Source organism: Rhodopila sp. (assembly GCF_965276935.1).
Lineage (GTDB): Bacteria > Pseudomonadota > Alphaproteobacteria > Acetobacterales > Acetobacteraceae > Rhodopila.
Genome location: NZ_CBDIBS010000003.1, coordinates 139,153 through 163,886, shown reverse-complemented (window position 1 = coordinate 163,886; position 24,734 = coordinate 139,153). Strand labels below are relative to the sequence as shown.

At 63.3% G+C, this 24,734-nt stretch carries 23 protein-coding genes; 15 read left to right on the top strand and 8 right to left on the bottom strand.

Features of this window, described 5'->3' with window-relative positions; genetic code table 11:
• Window positions 1-302: 302 nt before the first annotated feature.
• Window positions 303-977, bottom strand: a complete 675-nt coding sequence (locus tag ACQY4S_RS08620; RefSeq protein ID WP_428484799.1) for an ABC transporter substrate-binding protein — start codon at window positions 975-977, stop codon at window positions 303-305.
• Between the two features lie 865 nt (window positions 978-1,842).
• Here ACQY4S_RS08620 and ACQY4S_RS08615 point away from each other — a divergent pair.
• The 11 genes from ACQY4S_RS08615 to ACQY4S_RS08565 are packed head-to-tail and all read left to right on the top strand — an operon-like array spanning window position 1,843 to window position 13,139.
• Window positions 1,843-2,502: a cytochrome c3 family protein gene (locus ACQY4S_RS08615; protein WP_428484798.1), complete on the top strand. Its 660-nt coding sequence runs from the start codon at window positions 1,843-1,845 to the stop codon at window positions 2,500-2,502.
• Window positions 2,503-2,509: 7 nt separating this feature from the next.
• A complete protein-coding gene (locus ACQY4S_RS08610) occupies window positions 2,510-5,479 on the top strand; it encodes a TAT-variant-translocated molybdopterin oxidoreductase (RefSeq protein WP_428484797.1) in 2,970 nt (989 codons plus the stop codon).
• A gap of 2 nt (window positions 5,480-5,481) precedes the next feature.
• Window positions 5,482-6,879 (top strand): NrfD/PsrC family molybdoenzyme membrane anchor subunit, encoded by a 1,398-nt coding sequence (gene nrfD / locus ACQY4S_RS08605; protein WP_428484796.1) that lies wholly within the window; start codon window positions 5,482-5,484, stop codon window positions 6,877-6,879.
• Complete coding sequence (locus ACQY4S_RS08600) at window positions 6,872-7,432, top strand: DUF3341 domain-containing protein (protein WP_428484795.1); 561 nt, start codon at window positions 6,872-6,874, stop codon at window positions 7,430-7,432. The genes nrfD and ACQY4S_RS08600 overlap by 8 nt, the downstream gene beginning before the upstream one ends.
• Window positions 7,432-7,971, top strand: coding sequence for a c-type cytochrome (locus tag ACQY4S_RS08595; protein WP_428484794.1), 540 nt, complete (start codon window positions 7,432-7,434; stop codon window positions 7,969-7,971). The genes ACQY4S_RS08600 and ACQY4S_RS08595 overlap by 1 nt, the downstream gene beginning before the upstream one ends.
• On the top strand, window positions 7,968-9,050 hold the full coding sequence (locus tag ACQY4S_RS08590) for a hypothetical protein (RefSeq protein ID WP_428484793.1): 1,083 nt from the start codon (window positions 7,968-7,970) through the stop codon (window positions 9,048-9,050). Before ACQY4S_RS08595 ends, ACQY4S_RS08590 begins: the two co-directional genes overlap by 4 nt.
• Complete coding sequence (locus ACQY4S_RS08585; RefSeq protein WP_428484792.1) at window positions 9,037-9,579, top strand: hypothetical protein; 543 nt, start codon at window positions 9,037-9,039, stop codon at window positions 9,577-9,579. The genes ACQY4S_RS08590 and ACQY4S_RS08585 overlap by 14 nt, the downstream gene beginning before the upstream one ends.
• Window positions 9,576-10,532, top strand: coding sequence for a cytochrome c oxidase subunit II (gene coxB, locus ACQY4S_RS08580; protein ID WP_428484791.1), 957 nt, complete (start codon window positions 9,576-9,578; stop codon window positions 10,530-10,532). Before ACQY4S_RS08585 ends, coxB begins: the two co-directional genes overlap by 4 nt.
• On the top strand, window positions 10,529-12,181 hold the full coding sequence (locus ACQY4S_RS08575) for a cytochrome c oxidase subunit I (RefSeq protein ID WP_428484790.1): 1,653 nt from the start codon (window positions 10,529-10,531) through the stop codon (window positions 12,179-12,181). Before coxB ends, ACQY4S_RS08575 begins: the two co-directional genes overlap by 4 nt.
• A gap of 2 nt (window positions 12,182-12,183) precedes the next feature.
• Window positions 12,184-12,837: a cytochrome c oxidase subunit 3 gene (locus ACQY4S_RS08570; RefSeq protein ID WP_428484789.1), complete on the top strand. Its 654-nt coding sequence runs from the start codon at window positions 12,184-12,186 to the stop codon at window positions 12,835-12,837.
• An 11-nt stretch (window positions 12,838-12,848) separates the two neighbouring features.
• Complete coding sequence (locus tag ACQY4S_RS08565) at window positions 12,849-13,139, top strand: hypothetical protein (RefSeq protein ID WP_428484788.1); 291 nt, start codon at window positions 12,849-12,851, stop codon at window positions 13,137-13,139.
• Window positions 13,140-13,330: 191 nt separating this feature from the next.
• Here ACQY4S_RS08565 and ACQY4S_RS08560 read toward each other — a convergent pair whose 3' ends face one another.
• Together ACQY4S_RS08560 and ACQY4S_RS08555 are read right to left on the bottom strand one after the other, a co-directional pair.
• The gene (locus tag ACQY4S_RS08560) at window positions 13,331-14,944 is read right to left on the bottom strand and encodes an OPT/YSL family transporter (RefSeq protein WP_428484787.1); all 1,614 of its coding nucleotides are present in this window, start codon (window positions 14,942-14,944) and stop codon (window positions 13,331-13,333) included.
• Window positions 14,941-15,606: an AroM family protein gene (locus tag ACQY4S_RS08555; RefSeq protein ID WP_428484786.1), complete on the bottom strand. Its 666-nt coding sequence runs from the start codon at window positions 15,604-15,606 to the stop codon at window positions 14,941-14,943. Before ACQY4S_RS08555 ends, ACQY4S_RS08560 begins: the two co-directional genes overlap by 4 nt.
• A gap of 145 nt (window positions 15,607-15,751) precedes the next feature.
• Between ACQY4S_RS08555 and ACQY4S_RS08550 the strand changes: the two genes are divergently transcribed.
• Window positions 15,752-16,852, top strand: coding sequence for a DUF917 domain-containing protein (locus ACQY4S_RS08550; protein ID WP_428484785.1), 1,101 nt, complete (start codon window positions 15,752-15,754; stop codon window positions 16,850-16,852).
• Window positions 16,849-18,396 (top strand): hydantoinase/oxoprolinase N-terminal domain-containing protein, encoded by a 1,548-nt coding sequence (locus tag ACQY4S_RS08545; RefSeq protein ID WP_428484783.1) that lies wholly within the window; start codon window positions 16,849-16,851, stop codon window positions 18,394-18,396. The genes ACQY4S_RS08550 and ACQY4S_RS08545 overlap by 4 nt, the downstream gene beginning before the upstream one ends.
• 51 nt (window positions 18,397-18,447) lie before the next feature.
• Here ACQY4S_RS08545 and ACQY4S_RS08540 read toward each other — a convergent pair whose 3' ends face one another.
• Genes ACQY4S_RS08540 through ACQY4S_RS08525 form a run of 4 tightly spaced genes read right to left on the bottom strand, consistent with a single transcriptional unit; the run spans window position 18,448 to window position 21,738 of the window.
• Window positions 18,448-19,221, bottom strand: coding sequence for a COG4705 family protein (locus tag ACQY4S_RS08540; protein WP_428484782.1), 774 nt, complete (start codon window positions 19,219-19,221; stop codon window positions 18,448-18,450).
• Entirely contained in the window at window positions 19,218-20,693 is a 1,476-nt protein-coding gene (locus tag ACQY4S_RS08535; protein WP_428484781.1) for an ATP-binding protein, read from the bottom strand. The genes ACQY4S_RS08540 and ACQY4S_RS08535 overlap by 4 nt, the downstream gene beginning before the upstream one ends.
• 8 nt (window positions 20,694-20,701) lie before the next feature.
• The gene (locus tag ACQY4S_RS08530) at window positions 20,702-21,391 is read right to left on the bottom strand and encodes a winged helix-turn-helix domain-containing protein (protein ID WP_428484780.1); all 690 of its coding nucleotides are present in this window, start codon (window positions 21,389-21,391) and stop codon (window positions 20,702-20,704) included.
• Between the two features lie 29 nt (window positions 21,392-21,420).
• A complete protein-coding gene (locus ACQY4S_RS08525) occupies window positions 21,421-21,738 on the bottom strand; it encodes a PepSY domain-containing protein (RefSeq protein ID WP_428484779.1) in 318 nt (105 codons plus the stop codon).
• Between the two features lie 369 nt (window positions 21,739-22,107).
• On the opposite strand from ACQY4S_RS08525, the gene ACQY4S_RS08520 reads away from it, so the two are divergent.
• A complete protein-coding gene (locus ACQY4S_RS08520) occupies window positions 22,108-23,031 on the top strand; it encodes a hypothetical protein (protein WP_428484778.1) in 924 nt (307 codons plus the stop codon).
• A 16-nt stretch (window positions 23,032-23,047) separates the two neighbouring features.
• Here ACQY4S_RS08520 and ACQY4S_RS08515 read toward each other — a convergent pair whose 3' ends face one another.
• A complete protein-coding gene (locus ACQY4S_RS08515) occupies window positions 23,048-23,473 on the bottom strand; it encodes a septal ring lytic transglycosylase RlpA family protein (protein WP_428484777.1) in 426 nt (141 codons plus the stop codon).
• Window positions 23,474-23,666: 193 nt separating this feature from the next.
• On the opposite strand from ACQY4S_RS08515, the gene ACQY4S_RS08510 reads away from it, so the two are divergent.
• Window positions 23,667-24,609, top strand: a protein-coding gene (locus ACQY4S_RS08510; RefSeq protein ID WP_428483280.1) for an IS630 family transposase whose coding sequence is annotated in 2 segments (ribosomal slippage) — window positions 23,667-24,002 and window positions 24,004-24,609 — 942 coding nt in all. Because the reading frame shifts where the segments join, the coding sequence is not laid out codon by codon here.
• The last annotated feature ends 125 nt before the right edge of the window (window positions 24,610-24,734 follow it).

Below are 24,734 nucleotides of genomic sequence, written 5' to 3'. Positions count from 1 at the left end.
GAAAAGGCTCGGAACGTAGTCCGCGCGCTGATACCAACAGGCGGAGGACGTGACAAATCAGAGGCGGCACCTCGTCATGCCGTCGGAGATCGGCATCCACGCCTTTTCTCAACACGGACAAAAGCGTTGATGGCGTGCCTGCGCCCGCCATCACCACAAAACACCGCCGATCTTGGGTCAGAACTTACGGTGGCTGGTAGCAACTTGCTAAATCAGGTGATCGACCACTCATTCTTTGTTTTCAGCGGCCTGCTTATCCGCGCTGTCCATCATAAGATATGACAAACTTCGGGGGCAGGACACTAAGCTAGCGCCCCGCTTGATAGGTCGGAGCTTTTCCGCTGGAGAGTCGCCACCAGCGCATCGCCGCCGCCGTTCGTCAAGACGTGCCGGAAGTCCGACCGCTGTACCGCCACCCGGCTGATCGTGCCGGCGGCCAGTACATCGACGACTTTCCACCCTGAAGGCGTCTGCCTCATGACGTAGTCGAGCTCCGTCGCATCACCGCGCACGGGCGTAATTCGGCTGAGCACGACCATTCGGTCGGCGCCAAGGCTGCGCGTATCAGGCGAAACGGTGAAACGCTGGCCGGCATAGCTGTCGAAATTGGCCACATAGGTGGCGACCGTGTAACGGCGGAAAGCGTCCAGCAACCGGCCCTGCTGATCTTGCGAAAGGGTTGTCCAACTCGGGCCAACCGAAACCGCCAGCACGGTGCGCAAATCGAATACCTGATCGACCTCGGGGGCCAGCGCCTTGAACCTGTCGTTGAAGTCGACGTGCCCACCACTCCTCATCGCGTCGAGCAGCGCCTCGTTGAAGCGCTTAATCACGGAGGTCGCATCCGCTTGCGGTACATCTGCCAGAGCGGGTCGGCCCAGTGGTGCCGCCGCGATCACCAGGAGGCCAAGCAGTGAGCGCCGGCGAAGGCCCGCCGCGGCGCTGGAGGCGGTTGCAGCGGTCGAACTGATAGGCATGACAACTTCCTTTCGGTTTCCTGAATATCGGTCCAATGTTGACCGGCTCGGCATGAACGAAGTGACCTGATCAAGTCAGGCGGAATGGACTAGAGAAAACCGCTTTTCTCGCTGAGGCTGGCGGCACGGCCTGTTGAGATGGACAAGTTGTGATACTTCGATCGATCAACAGATGGATCGCCGTACAGCGATGGCCATTCGTTTTCTGGCATTAGATTTATGCACCAGGCGGACCTAATCCGGCTGAATGCTGGCTCATGCCCTGCTGAAACAGTAAGCAACATTTGGCTCGCGCACATGTCTGGATCGGCACACGCCATGCGGACGGCGCAGCACCCCCATGGTTTGAAGTGTTGCCTGATCCAGCCTAAGAACCCACGACCACGACAGACGGCAAGCTGCTTGCTGATCTGCGCCCGTCATGACGCCGTTAAACCGACATGCCGCGCTCGCCGTTGCCTTGACGAAAAGGCAGTCTGCCGCTCAACCGACACGTCGGTGCGACGCTGATCAATTTCCTCTGACCGAGCCTCAGCGCATCGCCGCAATTCGCTTACAATGTGATGCCTGAATCAGCAGAGGCGTTTGGTGGCCTCTCGCGAGATTTATCACCGTGCTGGCGATACAAGGTGTCCGAATTGAAGAGCCTTCAATAAGGTCGCGAAAGTTTGGTTGATTGCAAATAGATGCCTGGAGTTTGTGGTGAATAAGTTCCTTTTGAAGGATTTCATTTTGTCGTGTGTCCTTAGCAGGCGAACTCAAATCGCAAATTCGTTGAACAACTGAAACATGATGGACCTGCGGATCCTATGCCACCGGCGGCCGCTGTGCCTGCCTGCAACTAAATCTGCCATGGTTGCCTAGCGTGCGCCAACTTTTCGCGCCTGGGGCGGACGCGATCCTGCGCCTTGCGCTCCTTACGGGGATACTTGGCATTATCACGCTCTTGGTGATTGCGGGCTTCGTCTCAGAATCAAACTATGTCACGACCGTCGGCGTGGCGCCCGCCCAGCCCGTCCCGTTCAGTCATAAGCATCATTCCGGGGAACTCGGCATCGATTGCCGCTATTGCCATCAGCAGGTCGAGGTGCAGGCCACCGCCGGGATACCACCGATGTATACCTGCATGACCTGCCACTCGCAGATCTGGACCGGATCCGAAATGCTGGCGCCGGTGCGCGCCAGCTTGGCCAACAATACCGCATTGCACTGGACGCGAGTTAACCGCCTGCCTGACTACGTCTATTTCAATCACTCGATCCATATTGACAAGAACATCGGTTGCTCAACCTGCCATGGGGCCATGGACCAGATGCAGCTCACGACCCGCGCGCAGGCCTTCACCATGGCATTTTGCCTGAACTGCCATCGCAATCCTGAAAATTTCATTCGCACCAAGGAGCAGATTTGGAACATGGAGTGGACACCGCCGTCCAACCAGGCGACCCAGGGTGCCGATCTGGTCAAGCAGTATCACATCAGAGGCCCGGCCCAGCTCACCGACTGCTCGATCTGTCACCGCTGATGCACGCATGAGCGATCCCTATGATCTTGCCGCTCTCCGTGCCCGCCTTGCCGGCCCGGTTCGGCGGACCTGGCGCAGTCTTGACGCGGTCGCCGACACACCGGAATTCCGGCGGTTTCTGCACAACGAGTTTCCCTCGGCCGCCGGTCTGGCCGCCGGATCGGACCGTCGTGGGTTCCTCAAGCTGATGGCTGCGTCCCTGGCGCTTGCCGGCCTGGCCGGCTGCGACGATGACGACCCGCGCGATCAGGAAGTGCCCTATGTCCGCGCGCCCGAACAGGTCGTGCCGAGCGCAACGCTGTCCTATGCATCCGCTGCGCTGATCGATGGCTTCGCCAACGGCGTACTGGTCACGACGCGCAACGGCCGGCCGATCAAGATCGAGGGTAACCCGCAGCACCCATGGACCCGCGGCGGCACCGACGTGTTCGGTCAGGCCTCGATCCTCGATCTCTATGACCCCTTGCGTTCGCAGGCTGTACAATACCTGGGCCGGGCAAGCACCTGGCTGGCGGCCCGAGCCGCCTTGGTGGGCCGGTTCGCGCAGTCTCGGGCGGAGCAGGGCAACGGGTTGCGCCTGCTGACCGGGCCGGTGACATCGCCGTCGCTGATCGCCCAGATCGACGCGATGCGCCAGGCGTTTCCGCGGATGCGCTGGCACAGCCACATGCCCGCGGATCGGTCGCCAGCCTACGCGGCCACGCAACAGGTGTTCGGCCGCGCCCTGGAAACTCGCTGGCACTTCGATCAGGCGAAGCTGGTGGTGGCACTTGATGGCGACTTCCTCGACCCCGGCCCGCACCAGGTCGGCGTGTCGCGCGACTGGATCGAGGCGCGACAGGCGTCCGCCAGGAACGGCAGCCTGCTGCAACTGCATACCGCTGCGATGGTGCCGAACCTGACCAGCGCGAAGTCGGATTACCATGTCGCGGTCGGTCCCAGGGATATGGAACAACTGGCGCGAAGCCTGTTGTCGACCGTAAGCGGTCAGCAGCAGACAGTTCCAGCAGGCCCGATCAGGGAATGGCAGTCCCGCGTCGCCGCCGCGCTGCAGGCCGCGCACGGCCAGTGTATCGTCATCGCCGGGGCAACCCAGCCCGCCGCGGTGCAGGCCGCCGTCCATGGTCTCAACGTCGCCCTCGGCAACGTTGGCAAGACCGTGTTCTACACCGCGCCGGTGCTTGCCCAGGCGGAGTCGCTCACCGCTCTCGCGGCGGATATCGATCGAGGCGATGTCCGGACGCTGGTCATGCTGGACACCAATCCCGCCTACGATGCGCCGGCCGACCTCCGTTTCATCGACCTGTTCGCCAAGGTGCCGCTGAAGATCCATGCCGGGCTCTACGTGAACGAGACCGCGAACTACGCTGACTGGCACCTGCCGCTCGCCCACCCGCTGGAAACCTGGGGTGATGCACGCGCGCTCGACGGCACCGTCAGCGTGATACAGCCGACCATACAACCGTTCTACGGCAGCCGCTCAATGCAGGAGATTCTGTCGCTGCTGATCGATCAGACGGCGGCGAACGGGCTGACCCTGTTGCGCGGGCACTACCAGCAGGATACCGACGCCGCGACGTTCGAACCGCGGTGGCGGCAGGCGCTGCTGGACGGCTTTCTGCCTAATACAGCGCTTCCGGCGGAGGACGTGCGGGTCAACGCGGTGCCCAAGGCCGGGGCGCCCGAGGCCGTCGCACCCGACGCCAGGGCGCCCGCGCCACCACCGAACAGTCCGCCGAAAGGCCTTGACGTGATCTTCCGGCCCGACCCGACGATCTGGGACGGTTCGCTTGCCAACAACGGCTGGTTGCAGGAACTACCGAAGCCACTGACCAAGCTGGTTTGGGAGAATGCCATCTCGATCGCACCGGCGTTGGCTGAACGGGCGCACCTGTCGCAGGGCGATATCGTCACCCTGGCGGTGGCTGGACGCTCCGTGGAAGGACCGGTCTGGGTGTTGCCCGGCCAGGCCGACAACACGGTTGCCCTGACGCTGGGCTACGGCCGTCCCGCGCCGGACCTGTTGTTTTCCGGCCTTGGCTACGATGCTTACGCGGTGCGTATATCAGCCTCTCCATGGCAGCTTCCCGGCGGTACGCTGCATGCGGTGGGACGCCGCGTGCAACTGGCGACGACGCAGATCCATAACACGATGGAAGGGCACGATTTCGCCCGCGTCCAGCCGATGGGCGCCGCGCCAGTCGGTGATCCCGCGAACGCCGTGCAGCCGACACTTTATCCGGATAACAGCCAGCATGGCGATGGCCGCGCCTGGGCCATGGTGATCGATAACGACGCCTGCATCGGCTGCAACGCCTGCGTCGTCGCCTGCCAGGCGGAGAACAACATCGCCGTGGTCGGCAAGGAGCAGGTCCTGGCCGGGCGTGCGATGCACTGGCTGCGGATCGATCGCTACTACGAAGGCGGCCTCGACGACCCCGACACGCATTTCATGCCGATCCCGTGCATGCATTGCGAGCAGGCGCCGTGCGAAGTCGGCTGCCCGGTCGAGGCCACCCTGCACGACAGCGAAGGACTGAACCTGCAGGTCTACAACCGCTGCATCGGCACACGTGCCTGCTCCAGCTACTGCCCCTACAAGGTGCGCCACTTCAACTACCTGGACTACACCGGGGGCCAGGCGCCAAGCATCCAGGCGCGTAACAACCCAGATGTGACGGTGCGTTCGCGCGGCGTGATGGAGAAATGCACCTACTGTGTGCAGCGGATCGCCGCCGCCCGGATCACCGCCGACAAGGACAACGCGCCGATCCCCGATGGCGCCGTGCAGACCGCTTGCCAGGGCGCCTGTCCGACCCGGGCGATTACGTTCGGTGATAAAAACAACCCCAGAAGCGCTGTCGCCGCCTTACGGACCGACCCGCGTCACTACGCCTTGCTCGGTGAGCTGAACGTACGGCCGCGGACCACCTACCTTGCCGAATGGGCGCCGCCAACCGCCAAGCCGGAGGGCTGACCATGCCGAGCGATATCGCACAGCGGCCGGGCCGATTCATCGCACCGGACCAGACCTACGTGACGGTCGGCCGCGAAGTCGCGGGGATCACCTTCCTGCATCCACGCTGGGTGCTCTGGTGGCTGGCGCTGACGGCATCCCTCGCGCTCGTCGGCTTGCTGCTGATCAGTCTGTTCTTCCTGTACTGGCAAGGCGTCGGCATCTGGGGCAACAATATCCCCGTCGCCTGGGCGCTCGACATCGTCAGCTATGACTGGTGGATCGGCATTGCGTCCGGTGGGTTGCTGGTCTCGGCGCTGATGCTTCTGCTGGATATGGAATGGCGCGGCGCGCTGAACCGCATCACCGAGACCATGTCGGTGCTCGCGGTCGTGGCAGCCGGCATCTATCCGATCATCCATCTCGGGCGGAGCTGGTTCTTTTACTGGAACCTGCCTTACCCGAATTCCATGGTGCTATGGCCGCAGTTCCGCAGCCCGCTGTATTGGGATGCGGTTGACATCATCAGCTTTCTGCTGATCAGCCTGACCTTCTGGTATCTCGGCCTGCTGCCTGATCTTGGCACGTTGCGCGACCGCGCGTTTGAACGTGCGGTCGAGGCGAAGGGGCGCGGATTGTTACGCGCACAACTATATGGCATCGCGGCCCTCGGATGGCGTGGCTCTGCCGTGCACTGGCAGCGCTGGACCCACGCCTACCGCACCGTGGCGCTGCTGGGCGTGCTGCTCGTCATGTCGCTGCAGGCTGCCGCCGCGGTGATGTTCGCCGGCACGCTGGAGCCTGGATGGCACGACACGCTGCAGCCCGTGGCGTTCGTCGCCGCGGCGCTGTTCGCCGGTGTCGGCGTTGTCGCCATGCTGGCGGTCATGCTGCGGAGCGTGTTCGCGCTGCAGCCACTGATCACCACGCGCCATATGGAGATCGTCGCCAAGCTGCTGCTCGCCCTCGGCCTGATCAACATCTACTGCTACGCGCAGGAGTTCTTCAACACCTACCTGTTCGGCGACAGCTACGAGATCGCCACCGCGGGCCGTCGCATCGCCGGCGACGGCGCCTGGAGCTCCTGGGGGATCCTGGTCTGCGCCCTGCTTCCGGTGCAGCTTTTCTGGATCCCGGCGCTGCGCCGCTCGGCGAAGCTGCTATGCCTCGTAGGGGCGCTGGTGGCCGCCGGAATGTGGGCGGATCACTACATGGTCATTGTTGTTACGCTACAGCATGATTTCCTGCCGTCCGCGGCGCGCCCCTACAGCATGGATGTCTGGGGCGTCTCGACCTTGGTCGGAGTGATGGGCCTGTTCCTTTTCCTGCTGCTGTTGTTCCTCCGATACATACCAGTGGTATCCATCATTGAAACGCGGCAACTGGTGCCGCCTCCAAACCCGCCGCGTCGCCGTGGCTGAGGCAGGCACCGAAGCCGAGGCGCCGCTCTGGGGCGTGAGCGCCGAGTTCGGCACGCCGGAAGCTGTGCTGAACGCCGCACGGGTCTTGCGTGGCCGCGGGCTTGGCCGGCTGGACATCTTCTCTCCTGTTCCATTGCCAGATGCCGCCGACGTGCTCGGCTTGCCCCGGCGGGCGATCAATCCGTTTGCGCTGGCGGGCGCGCTGATGGGCGGGGCCGCCATGATGGGCATGTGCCTCTACGCCACCGGCTTCGATTACGTGTTTAATATCGGTGGGCGGCCACGCTTTAGTTGGCCTGCCTTCGTCATACCCAGCTTTTCCTTCGGCATGATGGTCGGCGCGCTGGTCGTGCTGCTGGTCATGTTGGTCCAAAGCCGGTTGCCGCGCCTGAACCATCACGCGTTCAATATCCCGTCGTTCACCCGGGCCAGCCAGGACCGGTTCTTCCTGGTCGTCATGGCGGGTGAGAAAGACTTCAATGCGAACGCGGTGGAACGCGTGCTGACGACGCTTGCCGTGCCGCCGCTGGTGATCAGCCAGGTGCCACGGTGATGCCTGTTCGTGCCTGCGGCATTGCCATGCTGGCCATGCTGTTGCTGGTAACAGGTTGCAAGCGGGAGAACATGTACACCCAGGGCAAGTTGCAGACCTGGGACCGAAACAACTTCTTTGCCAATAATGCGACGATGCAGCTTCCTCCAGCCGGCTCGATCGCGCGAGCCACCCCCAACCAGCCGGTGCCGCAGCCCGCGGTCGCCGACGCCGCGATGCTCGCACGTGGGCGCGAACGCTATAATATCTTCTGCACGCCTTGCCATGGCTTGGCCGGGGATGCGGCCGGAATGATCGTGCAGCGCGGATTTCCCCAGCCGCCATCGTTTCACAGCATCGAGCTGCAGCAGGCGAAGGCAAGCCGCTTTTATGACGCCATCACCAATGGCCACGGTGTGATGTACAGCTACGCCGATCGTGTTCCTCCGGCTGATCGTTGGGCCGTGATTGCCTACATCCGGGCGTTGCAGCGCAGCCAGGATGCACCGGCCACGGTGCTTTCCGCCCAGGACCGTGGCGAGCTTGGCGGAAGCCCATGAGGCTACCGGCCTTGATTGCCGCCGCGATAGGTGTGATCGCTCTGGTTGTTACGCTGCTGCTGGAACGAGGCGGCATGCGGGTGATGCCGTCCTACCTGGCGGCATGGCTGTTCTGGGTGGCACTGCCCGTGGGGGCGTTGCCGCTGGTCATGGGGATGGAGCTCGCGGGACTCGCGAGATCTTATGTCATGCCGCCATTGCGCCGGATGCTGGTGCTGCTGCCCGTCGCGGCTGTATTTGCCATACCGATCCTGCTTCGTGTCCACAGTCTGTATCCTTGGACCCAGACGCCGCAGCACGGCCTTGCTGTCAGATGGTTCAGCCCAGGCTTCTTCATTGGCCGGATGATCGTCTTCCTGCTGATCTGGGTCGTGCTGGCGCTGGTGTTCCTGCGTTCGCCCCCCGCCGGCAAGACGACAGGCCGGCGTGGCCTGGCGATCCTCGGCCTGCTGTTGCATCTGTTCATCGGTACGTTGGCGGCGACCGACTGGGCCATGTCGATTGATATGGGGTTCGGCTCATCTTGCTTCGGACTGTTGCTCATTATCGCGCAATGCGGAACGGCTCTTTCCGCCGCAGTGCTGCTGGCCGGCGGCGGCCGTCCCATTATTACCAGCACCGGGCAGGATGAACCCGGCGAAGCCGGCGAGCCGTCGACCCTGCCGCAGCAATTCGCGGTGATGATGCTCGCCGTCCTCGGCGCCTGGTTCTTCCTGCACTTCACCCAGTTCCTGGTTGTCTGGTCGGCCGACCTGCCGCGGGAGGTCGTCTGGTATCAGCACCGTGGCGCCGGACTGGGCGCCGCGGCGGAGTGGCTGGGGTTCATCGGGTTTGTGCTGGCGCTGTTTCTGCTGCTGCCTCGGCGTCTGGCTGGCCAGCCAAGGCTGGTCGCGGCGGTGGCGGCCCTGCTGCTGCTGGTCCATCTGGTTGAAATGTACTGGCTGATAACCCCGGCTGTCCGAGGCCGGTTCACGCTGACGGTCAGCGACGGGCTGACCATGCTGGGGGTTTGTGGATTGAGCATCGCCACGCTTCTTATGCGCCGGCCGGCGGTGGGGGGATCCCATGGATACGTTTAGCAGTTCGGATTCGCGGCGGCCGCGCATCGCCAGGTGGATCGTCAGCGGCGTGGTGCTCCTGGGCGGCCTGCTTCTGGTCTCCAACCGGACGTCGGTGCCGCTGGTGGCGCGCGACCCGCACGGACCCGAATCCGGACGCGGCGAGCCTTCGACTCCACCCAGCGCGCAAGCCGCCGCGCATGGGTTCGAGACGGAGGACATGAGTGCCAGGGACATGACCTGGCTGGTCTTCAGCCTTGGTGCCAGCGTCGCCGTCTCGATCGGAATACTGCTGCTGATGCTGACCTATTTTCATAGCCGCAACGAAGCGGCGCAGCCAAGGCTGACACCGGAACAGCAGGCACAGATCGAGCCGCCTGCTCCTGGCCTGCAAGCCAATCCGGCTGACGAACTGCGGCAGCAGCGCGCGCGTGAGGGTGCCTTGCTGCACGGCTATGCCTGGCTCGATTCGAATCACACCCGCGCCCGCATTCCGATCGACCGTGCCATGGCGCTGACGGTCGGCCAGTCGTTGGATAAAGCACCATGAACCCGAGCGATTATCCGCTGGCGCTTTGGCCGCCCTCGGCGTCCGCCGCCGCGGTGGACACCGACCACCTGATTCTGGCCTTTACCGTGCTGACCCTGGTGCTGGTGCTGCCGATCTTTGTCGGCTTCACCTGGTTTGCGATTGTCTATCGGAACGGCCGGCCGGCCAACCGCAAGCACGCCGAAAGCCACAGCGAGCGGATTGAACTGAGCTGGATGATCATTCCATTCCTGCTTACGCTGTTCTTTTTCGTCTGGGGCGCCTGGTCATTCGACACGCACCGGCATCCTCCCGCCAACGCCATGCAGATCAGCGCGATTGGGCGGCAATGGATGTGGAAATTCGAGCACCCAGGCGGCCAGGCCGAGATCAACAACCTGCATCTTCCAGCCGGCCAGCCAATTGTCATCAACATGATCTCGCAGGATGTCATCCATTCCCTGTACATCCCGGCAATGCGCATCCAGATGGAGACGCTGCCGGACCGCTACACGCTGATCTGGTTCAATTCGGATCGTCCTGGCACCTATCGGCTTTATTGCTCGGAATACTGCGGCACCGACCATTCAAATATGGATGGACTTCTTACCATCATGAAGCCGGCTGATTACCAAGCCTGGCTTGCCCAATCCAGCTCCGGGCAGTCGCTCGCGTCCGCCGGCAAGGCGTTGTTCGCATCTTATGGCTGCAGCGGTTGTCATAACCAGCAATCTACCGTGCGAGCCCCGACACTGGCCGGCTTCTATGGCAAGCCGGTGGCGCTGGCGGACGGCCGAACCGTCACCGCCGATGACAGCTTCATTCGGGGCAGCATTCTCGACCCGAACAAGAACGCGGTCGCCGGCTACAAGCAGGTCATGCCGAGCATGAAGGGTCTGATGTCGGAAGATGATCTGGCGCGGGTCGTTGCCTATGTAAAAGCGCGTGGACAACAAGGAGAGCAGGCACCATGAGTCCTTCCGACATTACGCTACGCGATCCGGTCACCGCGCGCAGCACGATCGGCCGGCCGCTCGATTACCTGCATGAGTCACATACTTTGCGATCCTGGTTCCTGACCAAGGACCACAAGCGCATCGCGCTGCTGTATCTGGCGGCCATCACCGTTTTCTTCATCATCGGCGCGATCGCCGCCGGGCTGATCAGGCTGTCGCTGATCGTGCCGAACGGACAGATCTTTACCAACGATACCTACAACAAGCTTTTCACCCTGCACGGCGTGATCATGGTCTGGTTCTTCCTGATCCCGTCAATCCCGACGACATTTGGAAACTTCCTTGTGCCGATCATGATTGGGGCGAAGGAGCTGGCGTTTCCGCGCATCAATCTGCTCAGTTGGTACATATTTGTCACCGGATCGCTGTTCACCGTGGCTGATCTGATCATCGGCGGCGTTGATACCGGCTGGACCTTCTACACGCCGTTCAGCACGACCTTTTCCAACACTTACGTGATTCCGGCTTTGCTTGGCGTCATCATTGTCGGGTTTTCCTCAATCCTGACCGGGCTGAACTTCGTCGTTACCATCCATACGATGCGCGCGCCGGGCATGACGTGGTTTCGCATGCCGATCTTCGTCTGGACGCAGTACGCCACCAGCCTGATCTTCCTGCTGGCGACGCCGGTGATCACCATCACCTTGATTCTGGTGGTCATGGAGCGTGCTTTCGGTATCGGCGTCTTCGACCCGAAGCTGGGCGGCGACCCGGTGCTGTTCGAGCACATGTTCTGGTTCTATTCGCATCCGGCGGTCTACATCATGGTACTGCCGGGAATGGGCGTGATCAGCGAGATCGTGCCCGCCTTCGCCATGAAGAAGCTGTTCGGCTACCGCTTCGTCGCCTACGCGACGATCGGCCTTGCCTCCATCACCTTCTTCGTGTGGGGCCACCACATGTTCGTCAATGGTGAAAGCGAGACCGCGGCGACCGTATTCTCCTTCCTGAGCTTTGCCGTGGCCGTCCCGTCGGCGGTGAAAGTCTATAACTGGACCGCAACGATATACAAGGGCTCGATCAAGCTCGATACGCCGATGATCTACGCGATGGGCTACATTGGGCTGTTCGTCCTGGGCGGGTTGACCGGCCTGTTCCTGGCGACGCTGTCGATCAACGAGCATGTCCACGACACATACTTCGTGGTAGCACACTTCCACTACATCATGGTCGGCGGAACCGTGCTGGCCTTCCTGGGCGGACTTCACTACTGGTGGCCGAAGGTCACCGGCCGGTTGTATCCGGAAGCCTGGGGTCGGATTTCCGCCGTGCTCATGTTCATCGGCTTCAACGTTACCTTTTTCCCACAATTCCTGCTCGGTTATCTCGGCATGCCGCGCCGCTATCACGATTACCCGCCGGAGTTCCAGATCCTCAACATCATGTCGTCGGCCGGCTCGACGATACTGGGTGCCGCGTATATCTTTCCGATGATCTACCTGATCTGGTCGCTGTGGTTTGGCAAGCAGGCGCCGGCCAATCCATGGGGCGCGAAAGGACTGGAGTGGACGACCAGTTCACCGCCACCCGCGCATAACTTCAATGAACAGCCGATCGTTGACTTCGAGCCCTACGACTATGAATTGCGGGCAGGGGGCTCGGACTGATCATGTCGCAGGCCGTCAACCCAGTCGGCATCGAGGTCGCCGAACATTTCGCCACAGCCGACCAGCAGCGCAATGCATCGATGCTGGGCATGTGGGCGTGGCTGCTGACGGAGTTGCTGCTGTTCGCCGGATTGTTTCTGGTCGCGCTGGTGCTGCGCGTGATGCATCCGACTTCGGTCACCGCGACCGCGCTGCACCTGAAGTTCTGGATCGGAGCCGGCAACACGGCAATTCTGATCCTGTCCAGCCTGACGATGTCCGCCGCGATCCAGGCCTCCCGCCTCGGCTGGCAAAAGCTCATGGTCCAGGCCATGCTGGCCACCGCCGCGCTTGGCACCCTGTTCCTATTGTTGAAAGGCTACGAATGGTACCAGGACTATGTCGAGCACATGACTCCATTTCTCGACCGGCCCTATGCGCTTGGCGGCGATCAAGCATCGAAATTGTTCATGAACGTCTATTACCTGACCACGGCCCTGCATGGGCTTCACCTGACCACCGGGGTCAGTATCCTGCTGGTGCTGGCTTGGCAGGCCAGCCGCCCCGGCTTTCTCAGTCGCCATCAGAACCGCATCGAGGTCTATGGACTGTACTGGCACTTCATCGATCTGATCTGGATTATCGTGTTCCCCGTGCTTTACGTGCTTAACCGATGAAAGCGACGCGAATGACCCCGGAAGACCGGCAGACGTTCATGCACCACATGCGCACGCCGATCTTCGCCTGCGTGGCGCTGCTGCTCATGCTCGGCTGCAACGTCGTGCTGGGGGCGTGGCTGCCGTTCCGCCGCGCCTGGATCATCGAGGCAGTGATCGCTGTCTGCATGGTGGTGACAGTCCTGTTGTTCTCGATGGATGTCGGGGAGGAACCGCCACTGCACCGGTTCTATGCCGCCCTGGGGTTCTGCTGGGTCTTCATCCTGTTTTCCATCACGATGATCGATTATCTGACGCGGTAGAACAAGGCACTCTCCCGTCATGGCGGGCGCAGGCTCGCCATCCACGCCTGTTCATCAGCATGCAAAACGGCATGGATGCCGGCCGAAGCCTGCTCCGGGAATGACCATGGATCGGCATGACGAATGCGCGGTTTGCCGGCGCTCCTCTGGCGTCACGGGTTGGCTGCGCGATAATGCCGCCGCTCTATCGATCAGTGACGGCGCGAAAAATTGGCTACGGTTGCGCTGAAGAACGACCACAGCGCATCCCCCGCGATCACGCCACCGGCGAACACCTCCATTACCGTGCGACCATCCGCCCCTCGGGTGGCCATCCAGATCTGGCGGCAGACGATGCCGACGAGCACCGCCCAGCCGGCAAGCGGCGCCGCGATCAGCAGTCCGGTGGCGAACAGCACGCCGAGTTGGCGGCGCTGGCCGCCAAGCAGTTGCAGCACCGCCCCCGGAACCGCCCACAGCAGCATTGCCATCGCCGCCGGACCCGCAATGCCGGCCTTGATGGTAGTGGCGTAGACGCGGTCGACCGGCGGGATCAGGTTGTGTGCGAAGTACCCCTGCCAACTCAGGCCGACCACCACGATCGCCACTACGAAGGCAGACATCGCGGCATAAAGCTGCTGGCGGCGGCCATCCGCTTCGAACGCGGCCCCATGACCAGCCCGCAACATGAAGCCTGCCTTCAGGTCGTAGCCCATATCCGCGAAAGCCGGACCGGTGGCGGCCGAAAAGCCAACCAGAAGCGCCAGTGCGGCCACAGGAAAGCCGATCAGCACACCGATCAGCAGCGTGATCAAGGCAATCGCAAAGGCTGGGAACCAGCCGGAGTGCATTGCCGCCAACCCGACCAGCAACTCATGCACGAAGGCGGCGGCCGCGGCGTAGATCACGAAAGCGATCAGCATGCCGACGGAAAGGTCGCTCATCAGGCCGCCGGCGAGCGCGATGCCGACGGCGATGCAGAGATATCCCATGAAACCGAGGCCCAAGGTGCGTCCAACACCGGATGTGCGGACTGCGCGCGCCGCGGTCTTTGTATCGCGCCGGCCGATCATTTGTGCCACCTGGACCAGCGCCATCAGCCCGGCGCCAACCATGAAGCCATGCGGGACCAACGCAGCGTTCAGGTCGCCGCCCGGAAAGATGGCGTGAAACATTGACCCTGAGAACAGCGTCTTCGAATAGCCACGCAGCAGCAGCCCGACGCCGAACATCGCCAGTGCCCAGACATTGCCGATGAAGGCGATGCCAAACGCCGACATCGGAATGCCGAACCACGCGCCGATCGCGCCAACACCGACCCCGATGCCGAGGATCGCCGCCTTGCGGCCGCCTTCGTCGCCCGCACGGATCGCTTCCGCCGCTGCGACGCCCGGCGGCCATGCGCCTTCGGCCGGAAACACCTTGCTGTCGAACATCCGGTACAGCAGGAACGCATCCAGCAGCATCGCACAGGCCACACCGACGAACATCGGCAAGATCAGGTCGGGACGGCCCAGCACGAACGGAATTCCGATCGGCAGCAGCAAGCTGTTCGCCGCGCCGAAAGTCGCCGCCGAGATCGCGCTCTGTGCCAGGTTCTGCACATGCACGGACCGGTAGCGGCGAAACAGTCCCAGCGGAATGCGCGCCAGCCCGATCGCCGCCAGCGCGCCAATCATCGACGTGTTGGGAGTCACCCCCAGCGTCGTCAGCAGTTGCATGCCGATGATCGCGCCGAACACCGACAGGATCAGCACCAGGATCAGCGTTGCCGGCGCGAAAAGACGCGGATGCGTCTCGGCCGTCGCGACCTGGAGCTCGCTCATGACAGCACCAGATCGATCGCATGCGCCACCAGCCGGCGTGACAGCAGAACCGGCCGATGCGCGGCCTGCCTCACGACTTGGCGCATTGCCTCGGAGTAGCCGATGCAATGCATGACGATGATGTCGGTGTCGGCCAGTGCGATGCCGGCCCGGCGCAGCGTGGCCTCGTTCCGTGCGACATAGGGTGAGGCTGCGGCGGCCTTCGTCTCGATCCCCGGTATGCCGTGGAATTCGTCGATCTGCGCCGCGTTTGGCAGCAGGATGCCGATCCGTTTGGCGCCGTAGGCGATGCCCTGAACGAAATGGTCGACCGTGTGCTGCGGTTCGATGAAGGGTGTGGACAGGTCGAAGCGGGTGAACTCGCCGGTGCACAACAGCACCAGCAGGTCGAAGCCACCTGTGTCCAACTCAGCGAGGATCGCATGTAGCCGGCGGTCGATCGCCGGCTTGCCCAGCAGCACCTCGCGGCCGTCACGCAGGCGGGAAACGAGTCGCTCCTCCCCGGCGTGGGGTGCGAGGTCTGCGACGGCGGCATCGTCCAGCCCATCCAGCGCGCCGCGCTCGATGACCTCGAACGGCGTCCGCGTTTCAGCCAGGATGTCCGGCATGACGTCACTACGCGGCGACTGGCCGATGGTGACGAACCCAACATGCTGAGACATTGGCGGCTCCGGTTTGTCGGCGACAGCCGACATCATGCTGCCGGATCCGGGCGCAAGATCTATGCCGCGGCGGCCGGTCGAGCGCTATGGCCCTCTACCCCAACCCCAACTAGCCTTCCAGCGGCAATTGCGTCAGGACCAAGATATGCGGCAGATCCAACGTGAGGAATTAGAACCATTGGCGACCGGCGCCTGGATCCTTGGAACCGGCGGCGGCGGATCGCCCTACCTGTCTTACCTCAACATGCGCAAGCTCTACGCCGACGGCACGCGGGTCAACCTGATGGACCCGGCCGAACTGGCGGATGACGCGCTGGTCGCCGTTGTCTCCAACATGGGTGCCCCACTCGTCGGCCAGGAACGGCTGTCCGATCCGGCCTTCGCCGCCAAACCGGTGCGCATGATGGAAGACTACCTCGACCGCCGGTTCAGCGCGGTGATGTCGGTGGAGATCGGCGGCGGCAACGCCTTCCAGCCGCTGCTTGTCGCGGCGATGACCGGCCTGCCGGTGGTCGACGCCGACGCCATGGGCCGCGCCTACCCGGAAGCGCAGATGACCAGCTTCGCCATCGCCGAACTGCCGATGTTTCCGCTGGCGCTCGCTGACATCCGCGACAACGAGATCATCGTCACCCGCGCCGCAAGCTGGAAATGGATGGAGCGGATTAGCCGCAAGGTCTGTACCGAGATTGGCTCGATCGCCGCCACCTGCAAGGCGCCCCGCACCGGCGCCGAGGTCAAGGCGTTCGGCATCCTGCACACCACCACGCAGGCGATCGCCCTGGGGCGGGAAGTGCGGCGGGCCCGCCAGGCGCATGAGGACCCGGTCGCCGCGACCCTGGTTGCCGCGCGTGGCAAGAGCCTGTTCCGCGGCAAGGTCGCCGACGTGCAGAGGCGAGCAACTGAAGGTTTTCTGCGCGGCAACGCCCGGATCGACGGCATCGACGACGACCGCGGGGCCGGCTTCCAGGTTGCCTTCCAGAACGAGTACGCCATCGGCTGGCGTGACGGCCGCGTCGTGGTGACCACACCCGACCTGATCTGCGTGCTCGACAGCGTCTCCGGCGAGGCAATCGGCACCGAGAGCCTGCGCTATGGCCAGCGGGTCAGCGTCATCGCGCTGCCGGCGCCGGCGATCCTGCGCACGCCGAAAGGTCTGGAACATGTCGGCCCGCGCGCCTTCGGCCACGACACCGACTACGTATCCGTTTTCGACAACGCTTCGGCAATGGAGACGTGGCCATGAGGCGCATCGGCATTGATGTCGGCGGCACCAACACGGACGCGGTGCTGATCGATGGCAGCCGCGTCCTGGCCGCGGTGAAGACCACCACCACCGCCGACGTATTGGGCGGCGTGCGCACTGCGCTGGACGCGTTATTGGCGCGGGGTGTGGATGATCCTGGCGCCATCGCGGCGGTGGTAATCGGCACCACCCACTTCACCAATGCGGTTATTGAGCGGCGCGGCCTGCAGCCGGTCGGCGCGCTGCGCATCGGGCTGCCGGCCAGTGCCAGCCTGCCGCCGTTCATCGACTGGCCGGAGGATCTCGCGGCTCTGGTGCGCGGTCAGGTGCACATGGTGGCGGGCGGCCATGAATATGACGGGCGTCCGATCGTGCCGCTGGACATCGATGCCATCCGCGGCGCCGCCCGCCGCATGGCGGACGCCGGCCTCACCTCGGTTGGCGTCACCAGCGTATTCTCCCCGCTGACCGCCGAATGCGAGCAGGAAGCGGCGCGCGTCCTGGCCGAGGAGATCCCCGGGGTCGCCATTACCCTGTCGCATGACCTCGGCCGCATCGGGCTGCTGGAGCGCGAGAACGTCACGCTGCTGAATGCCTGCCTGCGCGATCTGGCGCGAAGCACCGTCGCCGCCTTCACCGAGGCGTTGCTCGGCAGCGGCCTGACCGCACCGCTTTACCTGACGCAGAATGACGGCACCATCATGCGCGCGGAAACCGCCAGCCGCTTCCCGGTCTGGTGCTTTGCTTCCGGCCCGACCAACAGCATGCGCGGCGCTGCCTTCCTGTCCGGGCTGGACAACGGCGTTGTCGTCGATGTCGGCGGCACCACCACCGACATCGGATACCTGAGGGCCGGGTTTCCGCGTGAGGCCAATGCGGCGGTCGAGGTCGGCGGCGTGCGGACGCTGTTCCGCATGCCCGATCTGCTGTCGATCGCGCTGGGCGGCGGCACCGAGATCGGCGCCGTCGAGGGCGACACGGACGACATCCGCATCGGTCCACGCAGCGTCGGGTTCCGCTTGCTGGAGAAAAGCCTGGTGTTCGGCGGCGACACGCTGACCGCGACCGACATCGCCTGCGCGGCGGGCCGCATCGACCTCGGCGAGCGCGCGCGCGTGGCGGATCTGTCGCCGCGGCGTGTGGCCCAGACCTTGAGCCGCATGGGCGACATGATCGCCGAAGCGGTCGATCGCATGAAGACCGAGGCGGGCGACGTGCCGCTGCTCGCTGTCGGCGGCGGCAGTTTCCTGATCCCCAACACGGTCGAGGGGTGCGGCGAGGTGATCCGCGTCGAACACCACGCGGTCGCCAATGCGGTGGGCGCCGCGATCGCCCAGGCCAGCGGCGAAGTCGACCAGATCTTCTCCAACCTGACCCGCGACCAGGCTCTCGCGGCGGCGCGGACCGAGGCGGAAGCCCGCGCCATCGCAGCCGGTGCAAGGCAAGGCAGCCTGAAGCTGGTGGAGTTGGAGGATATCCCGCTGTCCTATCTGCCCGGCGACGCGCGCCGGGTTCGCGTTCGGCTGGTGGGCGATATCGGATAGACCGGTATGATACCATCCGCCGGAAGGATCGGCTGGCCCGTGCTGCCTTGTCTATAACTGCTTATAGGCACGTGGATGCTGCCCTGCCCGCTGCGGTATCAGCAGGATGCCTGCGACAATCACCGCCGCAAGCACGGCTGAGGCCTCGAAACGCCCCAGGGCTAGACCGCCATTGTTCAGCGGCTTGTCCAGGAAGTCACCAACCGTCGCGCCTAGCGGACGCGTGAGAATGAATGCGGCCCAGAACAGCACTATTCGTGAGACCGCAGTGTAATAATACAGCACTGCGACAACAGCGAGTGCCGCGCCGAACACGAGTGCGCCGCCCTCGTAACCAAGGCCGGTCGTATCGGCGAGAAAGTCGCCGAGCGCCGTACCGAGTGTCTGCGAGAACATGATCGTGGCCCAGTAGAATGTCTCGACCTTCTGCGACGTGATGTGATCGCTCGCGATGCCTCCCAGCGACCAGTACCAGGTGCCGAGCGTCGCCATCAGCAGCGCGAACAGGATTGATGATCCTCCCACATAGCCAATGCCGAGCGAGCGGTCGCAAAAATCGGCGAGCGTCGTCCCGGCCGTCGTTGTTGCGACGATCACCGCCCAATAAAGGAACGGATGGAACCGCTTCGCCCTGATCTGCGTCGCCACAGCAATCACGAGCAGTATCGCAAAGATCAAGGTGCCGATCAGGTAGCCGAGACCAAGCGTCATCGTGATCGCGTCGCCGCCGGTCTCCCCGAGCGTGGTCGCCGCGATCTTGATGATCCAGAAGCCGAATGTAACCGCTGGAACCTTGCTCAGAGTGTCTTCAGCGACTTTGTTCATGTCATCTTCCTCTGAGAGAATTCGCGGCCGGTGTGACTGACGCCCGCTGGACCGATGCCCAATGGATGAGTTGTGGTGCCGCCGTCTGGTTGTCCGATGCAGGCGTCCGCCTCCCGCGCAACCGGGAACGAAAGGCTGACCCGCAATCCCGGTTCCAATCCTTCCAGGCGCAGCCTGGCGCCATGAAGTTCGGCGACGGCGTCTACCAGGCTCAGGCCGAGGCCGTTGCCAGGCGTCGTGCGGCTGCGTTCTCCCCGGTAGAAGCGATCCGTCAGGCGCGGCAGATCAACCGGCGCCACGCCCGGCCCGTCATCCTCGACCGACAGAAGCGCGCCGGTGCCGTCATTCCCTTGCAGCCGCACGTTGATGCGCGACCCGGTCGGAGTATGGCGGAGCGCGTTCTCCACCAGGTTCGCAAGAGCCTGTGTCAGGAGTTCTTGGTCACCACTCACGATGACGCCTTGACAGATCGTCGCGGTCAACGCGTGACCCGCGTCCTCCGCATCCAGGCGATAGGCGTCCGAGACAGCCTCCGTCACAGCGAAGAGATCGACATCGCTGAATCCGGCGCGAGGCGATGCGCCTTCAACCTGGGCGATCCGAAGCAAGGCGGAAAAGGTCTCCAGCAGCCCTTGGGCCTCGCCAAGCGCGGCCTCGATCGAGGCTTCGTAGTCCGCCATCGACCGCGCATGTGCCCTTGCATCCTCAAGCCGTTGATACAGCCTGGACAAAGGCGTTCGCAGGTCATGCGCCACGTCACTGCTGACCTGGCGCAGGCTTTCCATCAAGATCGCAATCCGGTCCAACATCCGGTTGAGCGTGCCGGCAAGGCGGTCCAGGTCGTCACCCGTCCCCCGCATCGGCACGCGGCGCGTCAGGTCGCCGCCGATGATCGCCTCCGCCGTACGGGCAATTGCATCAACCCGTTTAAGAAAGGCATGGCTCAGCAGCGCGCCGCCAGCGATGCCGAGCACCGCCGCGAGACCGACTGTCCAGAGGAATGCGGTGACGATGGCCTCTTCCAGATCGCCGATCTGTTGCAGGTCGGCCCCGACCGCAAGCAAGACGCCGCCGCCCAGTTTGAAAACCTGAGCGCGAACCCTCTCGGGCCGGCCATCGTCCTCGGATGCCTCAGGCACATCGATGATGGTCCATCCCGGCTTCAGGCCAGGGGCGGCCGGCATCTCGCCGGCAAGATGCGCGCCCGCATGATCCTGCAATAGATAGTCAAGCGCGCTGGCGCCTTGTCCGCGCATCCGCACCACGTCGATCAGGTGATGCAAGCCACCAATCTGAAACTCTTCTCGCAGGAATGCTGCCTCGGTCTCGATGCGGGCGTCCATCTGTTGCTGCAAGGCGGAGCGGGCTTCCAGGAAGATCGCCACACCCAGGACAAGCGCCGAACCAGCGAACAGGGTGACGTAGAGCCCGGCAAACCTGAAGCTGGCAACGCGCAGCAACCTGGGCAGCACGATCCGGCTCACGGCTGGCCGGGTGTGGGCGCACGCAAGGCATAGCCGGCCCCGCGCACGGTATGGATCAGCTCGCCGCCGCCGTGCTGTGACAGCTTTGCTCTCAGCCGGCTTATGTGGGTCTCGACAATGTTCGTGGTCGGATCAAAGTGAAAATCCCATACGGCTTCAAGCAGCATGGTGCGCGTCACCACCCGGTCGGCGTTGCGCATCAGGAATTCCAGCAACTGGAACTCGCGCGGCTGCAACTCGATCGGTTTGCCGCCGCATACGACGGTGCGCCTGAGCAGATCCATTTCGAGGTCGCCGGCGCGCAGCGTGATCGGCGTTTCGGTTAGCGGCGGCCGCCGGGCAAGCGCGTTGACCCGTGCAAGCAGCTCGGCGAATGCGAACGGCTTCACAAGATAGTCGTCGCCACCCGCTTCCAGGCCGCGCACGCGGTCGCCGACGCCGCCGAGCGCAGTCAGGAACAACACCGGCGCCTTCACGCCTGTTGCACGCAGCGCCTGGACCAGACCGATACCATCCAGGCCCGGCAGCATTCGGTCCACGATCAGCACGTCGTGCCCGCCGTCGGTGGCAAGAAACAGCCCGTCACGTCCAGTGGCGGCGAGGTCGACGACGTGGCCCTGTTCGCGCAGGCCGCGGGCGACGTAGGCCGAGGTTTCCTGGTCGTCCTCGATCAGCAATATCTTCACATCCGCCTCCGTCGCCGGAACAAGCCAGCTTAGTCGGTCTCGCCGCCCTTGTGGCCGCCGATGATCTGGCCGCTCTGGGCGTCAATGATTACGGTTTGTACACCCGTCGGGCCGTTGGTCTCGACAACGACGCGCGGCTTGCCGTGAACGACATCCGCCCCGGCGTCGAATGCCTTGCCACCGCTCTGCTGCTCAGCGGCCGATATTGCCTGCGACAGGGTTATCCGGGTCCCTTGCAGCGCCGTTTCCTCGCGTGCCTCGTTGTTGGTCGCGGCAAGCGTCGGCCCTGCAAAGCCGAGCAAGAGCACGCCGGCGAGTCCGATGGCGGGAACGTGTTTGATGATCATGACCTGGTTTCCATGGCTGTCTCGCGGCGGCCGGATTGCCCGCCGCTGGATGCCAACTTGATCGAGCCAGTGTTGGAGCGCCTGGGACCACGTTATACGGTTTCTCAATCCGCGCTGTAATGGATCTCGATCCCATATCTGGATCGCTCGTTGGCGCGGTCCAGGAGAAGACGGCACCCGAGGCGGCACGAGGCAGACGGCGACCGACCGGCCGCTTGAGCAGACCGTTTTCCTCGCGCGGTCCCAGACGAGCGCTCGTTAACGGAAACCGCGCCGGTTCAGGCGCGTTGGACTGCAGAATCCTGGGAAAGAGCGGGCTCCGGAACGCCGCGTAAACCCGCGCGACGAGGTGGCCAAATGGTAACGATCATGACAAAACTCATGGCGACAATGCTGCGAGCCATATGCGGAATTGGCATCCTGATCACCGTCGCGCAGGCAGACGAGCCAACATCGCAACATAACCTGATCGGCTTTACCAAGACGTATTTTCAGCAATGGTCATCCTCCAACGCCGTAGCCTTGCCATACATGGATGACGTGTTTCCCGATCAGGTCATGTACTTTGACAAGACGCTCGATCACGCTGCGCTGATGACCGTCAAGCGCCGTTTCGCGGATCGCTGGCCGGAACGACATTTCACGGAACGCGTCGACAGTCTGCGTGGGACTTGCGATACGCCGCATCTCTGCGTTGTTTGGGGACTGGTCGACTGGGAATGCCGCAGTCCGCAACGCCATGAACAGGCCAGCGGCACGTCCGTGTTCTCGCTGCAACTGCGGGATGGCGTGGCGGTGGTCGCGGAAGACGGGTTTGTCGTGTCGCGTGGCCAGGCACTGGCTTGGCGGCCGCCAGAAATCGTCGCCAAGGCGCCAGATCAGGCAAAGCCCCCGGCGCCAGGGACTCTGGCACTGAGGCAACCGACACTGGCGGCACAAGTCAACCCGCCGGCCAACCATCCGGGGCCCTATACCAATGACGACATCCCCGCGCTCAGAGCGGCTTATTTTGCCGAGTCGTCGGACCGCGACTGGGTCAGCAACTGGCTGATGGCGGAGAAGACATTCACCGGCACAGCCAGATCGCTCGGTCTGCCGGGGATGCAGACGCTATCGGGTATCAGCGGCGACGACGTGCATCTCATGCGGTTCGACACCGACCACGGGCCAATCGCATGCATGATCCCGAGCAACGTGCCCGCGATCTCCAAGGGATCGGAAGTAAGGATTCAGGGCATCGTCTCGATCTTCATTGATCAGACCATGTATCTGGCACATTGCTCTTTCACCTGAACAAAGGTGCCCCCGATTACTTGGCCTGTTCGACCAGCTTCCGCTTGACCGTCGGATCGGACTGCTGGTTCGGATCGGCCCGCACAACCACCGGCGCGGTGCCGGTCTTGCTCATGCCGACATCGCCGGCCGCCTTCCTTGACAGATCGATGACCCGATCCTTGCGAACCGGTCCGCGATCATTGACATGCACCTGCGTCGATTGCCCGGTCGCTTTGTTGGTAACGGTAGCGTTGGTGCCAAGGGGCAAAGTGCGTGAGGCCGCGGTATTGCGATCAGGTTGCACCGGCTCGCCGTTTGCCGTTCTGCTATGGCCATCCTGACCATGGTTGAAGTACGAGGCCTGACCCTGCTGATCAACCGATGGCTTGGATGAGTTCGGCTGCGCCAGGGCGGTGCCGGCAACAAGTAAGCAAGCTGCTGTGAAGATAAGGATGCGCATGGGGTCGGTCTCCTGTGTTCGGCCGCAATCGGGATGCTAGCGGTGCCCACGGCGGCCGGCGATGGCATCTGTTATTTTTGCAGTATGCGTTTCCTAGAGCATGATCGTTTTAAGTTGACTCCTGCGTGAGTAGGGGTTCCGGCGCGGCCTAAAATCTGATCCAAGCTGTGGGCTGGGTCGGAGGCCAGCATGGATGGGTGCTCCTTACACGTTGGATTTGCGAGAACGCGCTGTCGCGGCATTCCGCTCAGGCAGGAGCCGGCTTGAGACGGCGACCCTCTTCCAGGTCAGTGAGTCGTCTGTGCAGCGGTGGTCGCGGCTGGATCGACAGAAGGGCAGCGTGGCGGCGCAGGGGCTGGGTGGTCATCGGCCCTTCGCACTGGCCAACGAACGCGACAGGATTATCGAACGGATTGCGCAACAGCCGGATCTGCCGTTGCGCGCACTGCTCGCTGAGTTGCAAGACCGTGGCATCACGGTGAGCTATTTTGCTGTCTGGAACATCGTTGACCGCGCTGGTCTCAGCTTTAAAAAAAAGCCTGCACGCCAGCGAGCAGGATCGTCCCAATGTTGCCCGTCGGCGCCTGCAATGGCAAAAGCGGCAGGATAAAGTTGATCCCAGACGGCTTGTTTTTGTAGACGAAACCTGGACGAAGACGAACATGACCCCGATCCGGGGGCGGTGCCCGGTCGGCCAGCGTCTGCTCGCCAAGGTGCCGCATGGTCATCGCCAGACGCAAACCTTCGTTGCCGCCCTGCGATGCGACGGCATTCATGCGCCATGCCTGCTCGATCAGCCGATGAACGCGATCAGTTTTCGCGCCTATGTCGAGCAGTTCCTGGTGCCGACGTTACGACCGGGCGACGTTGTGATCATGGATAATCTGAGCAGTCACAAGGGCCCTGTCATCCGCAAGGCAATCCGGACAGCGGGTGCAAAGCTGATTTTCCTGCCACCCTATAGTCCCGACCTCAACCCGATCGAGCAGGTGTTCGCCAAACTCAAAACCCTGCTGCGCAAGGCCAACGCCCGCACCATCGACGCAGTGATCGAAGCGATCGCCAAGCTCCTCGACGAGTATACCGTCGAAGAATGCGCCAATTACCTCGTCAACTCCGGCTACGGGTCAACCTAAAACGATCATGCTCTAATCCGGCTCCCGAGTGTAGATACACCCCGGGTTGCCTGGCGGCAGTCTATTAAGCCAGGCATCAGGACATGGCGCCGCAGACCGATCACCTGTGCGCCGATGACCGTCGC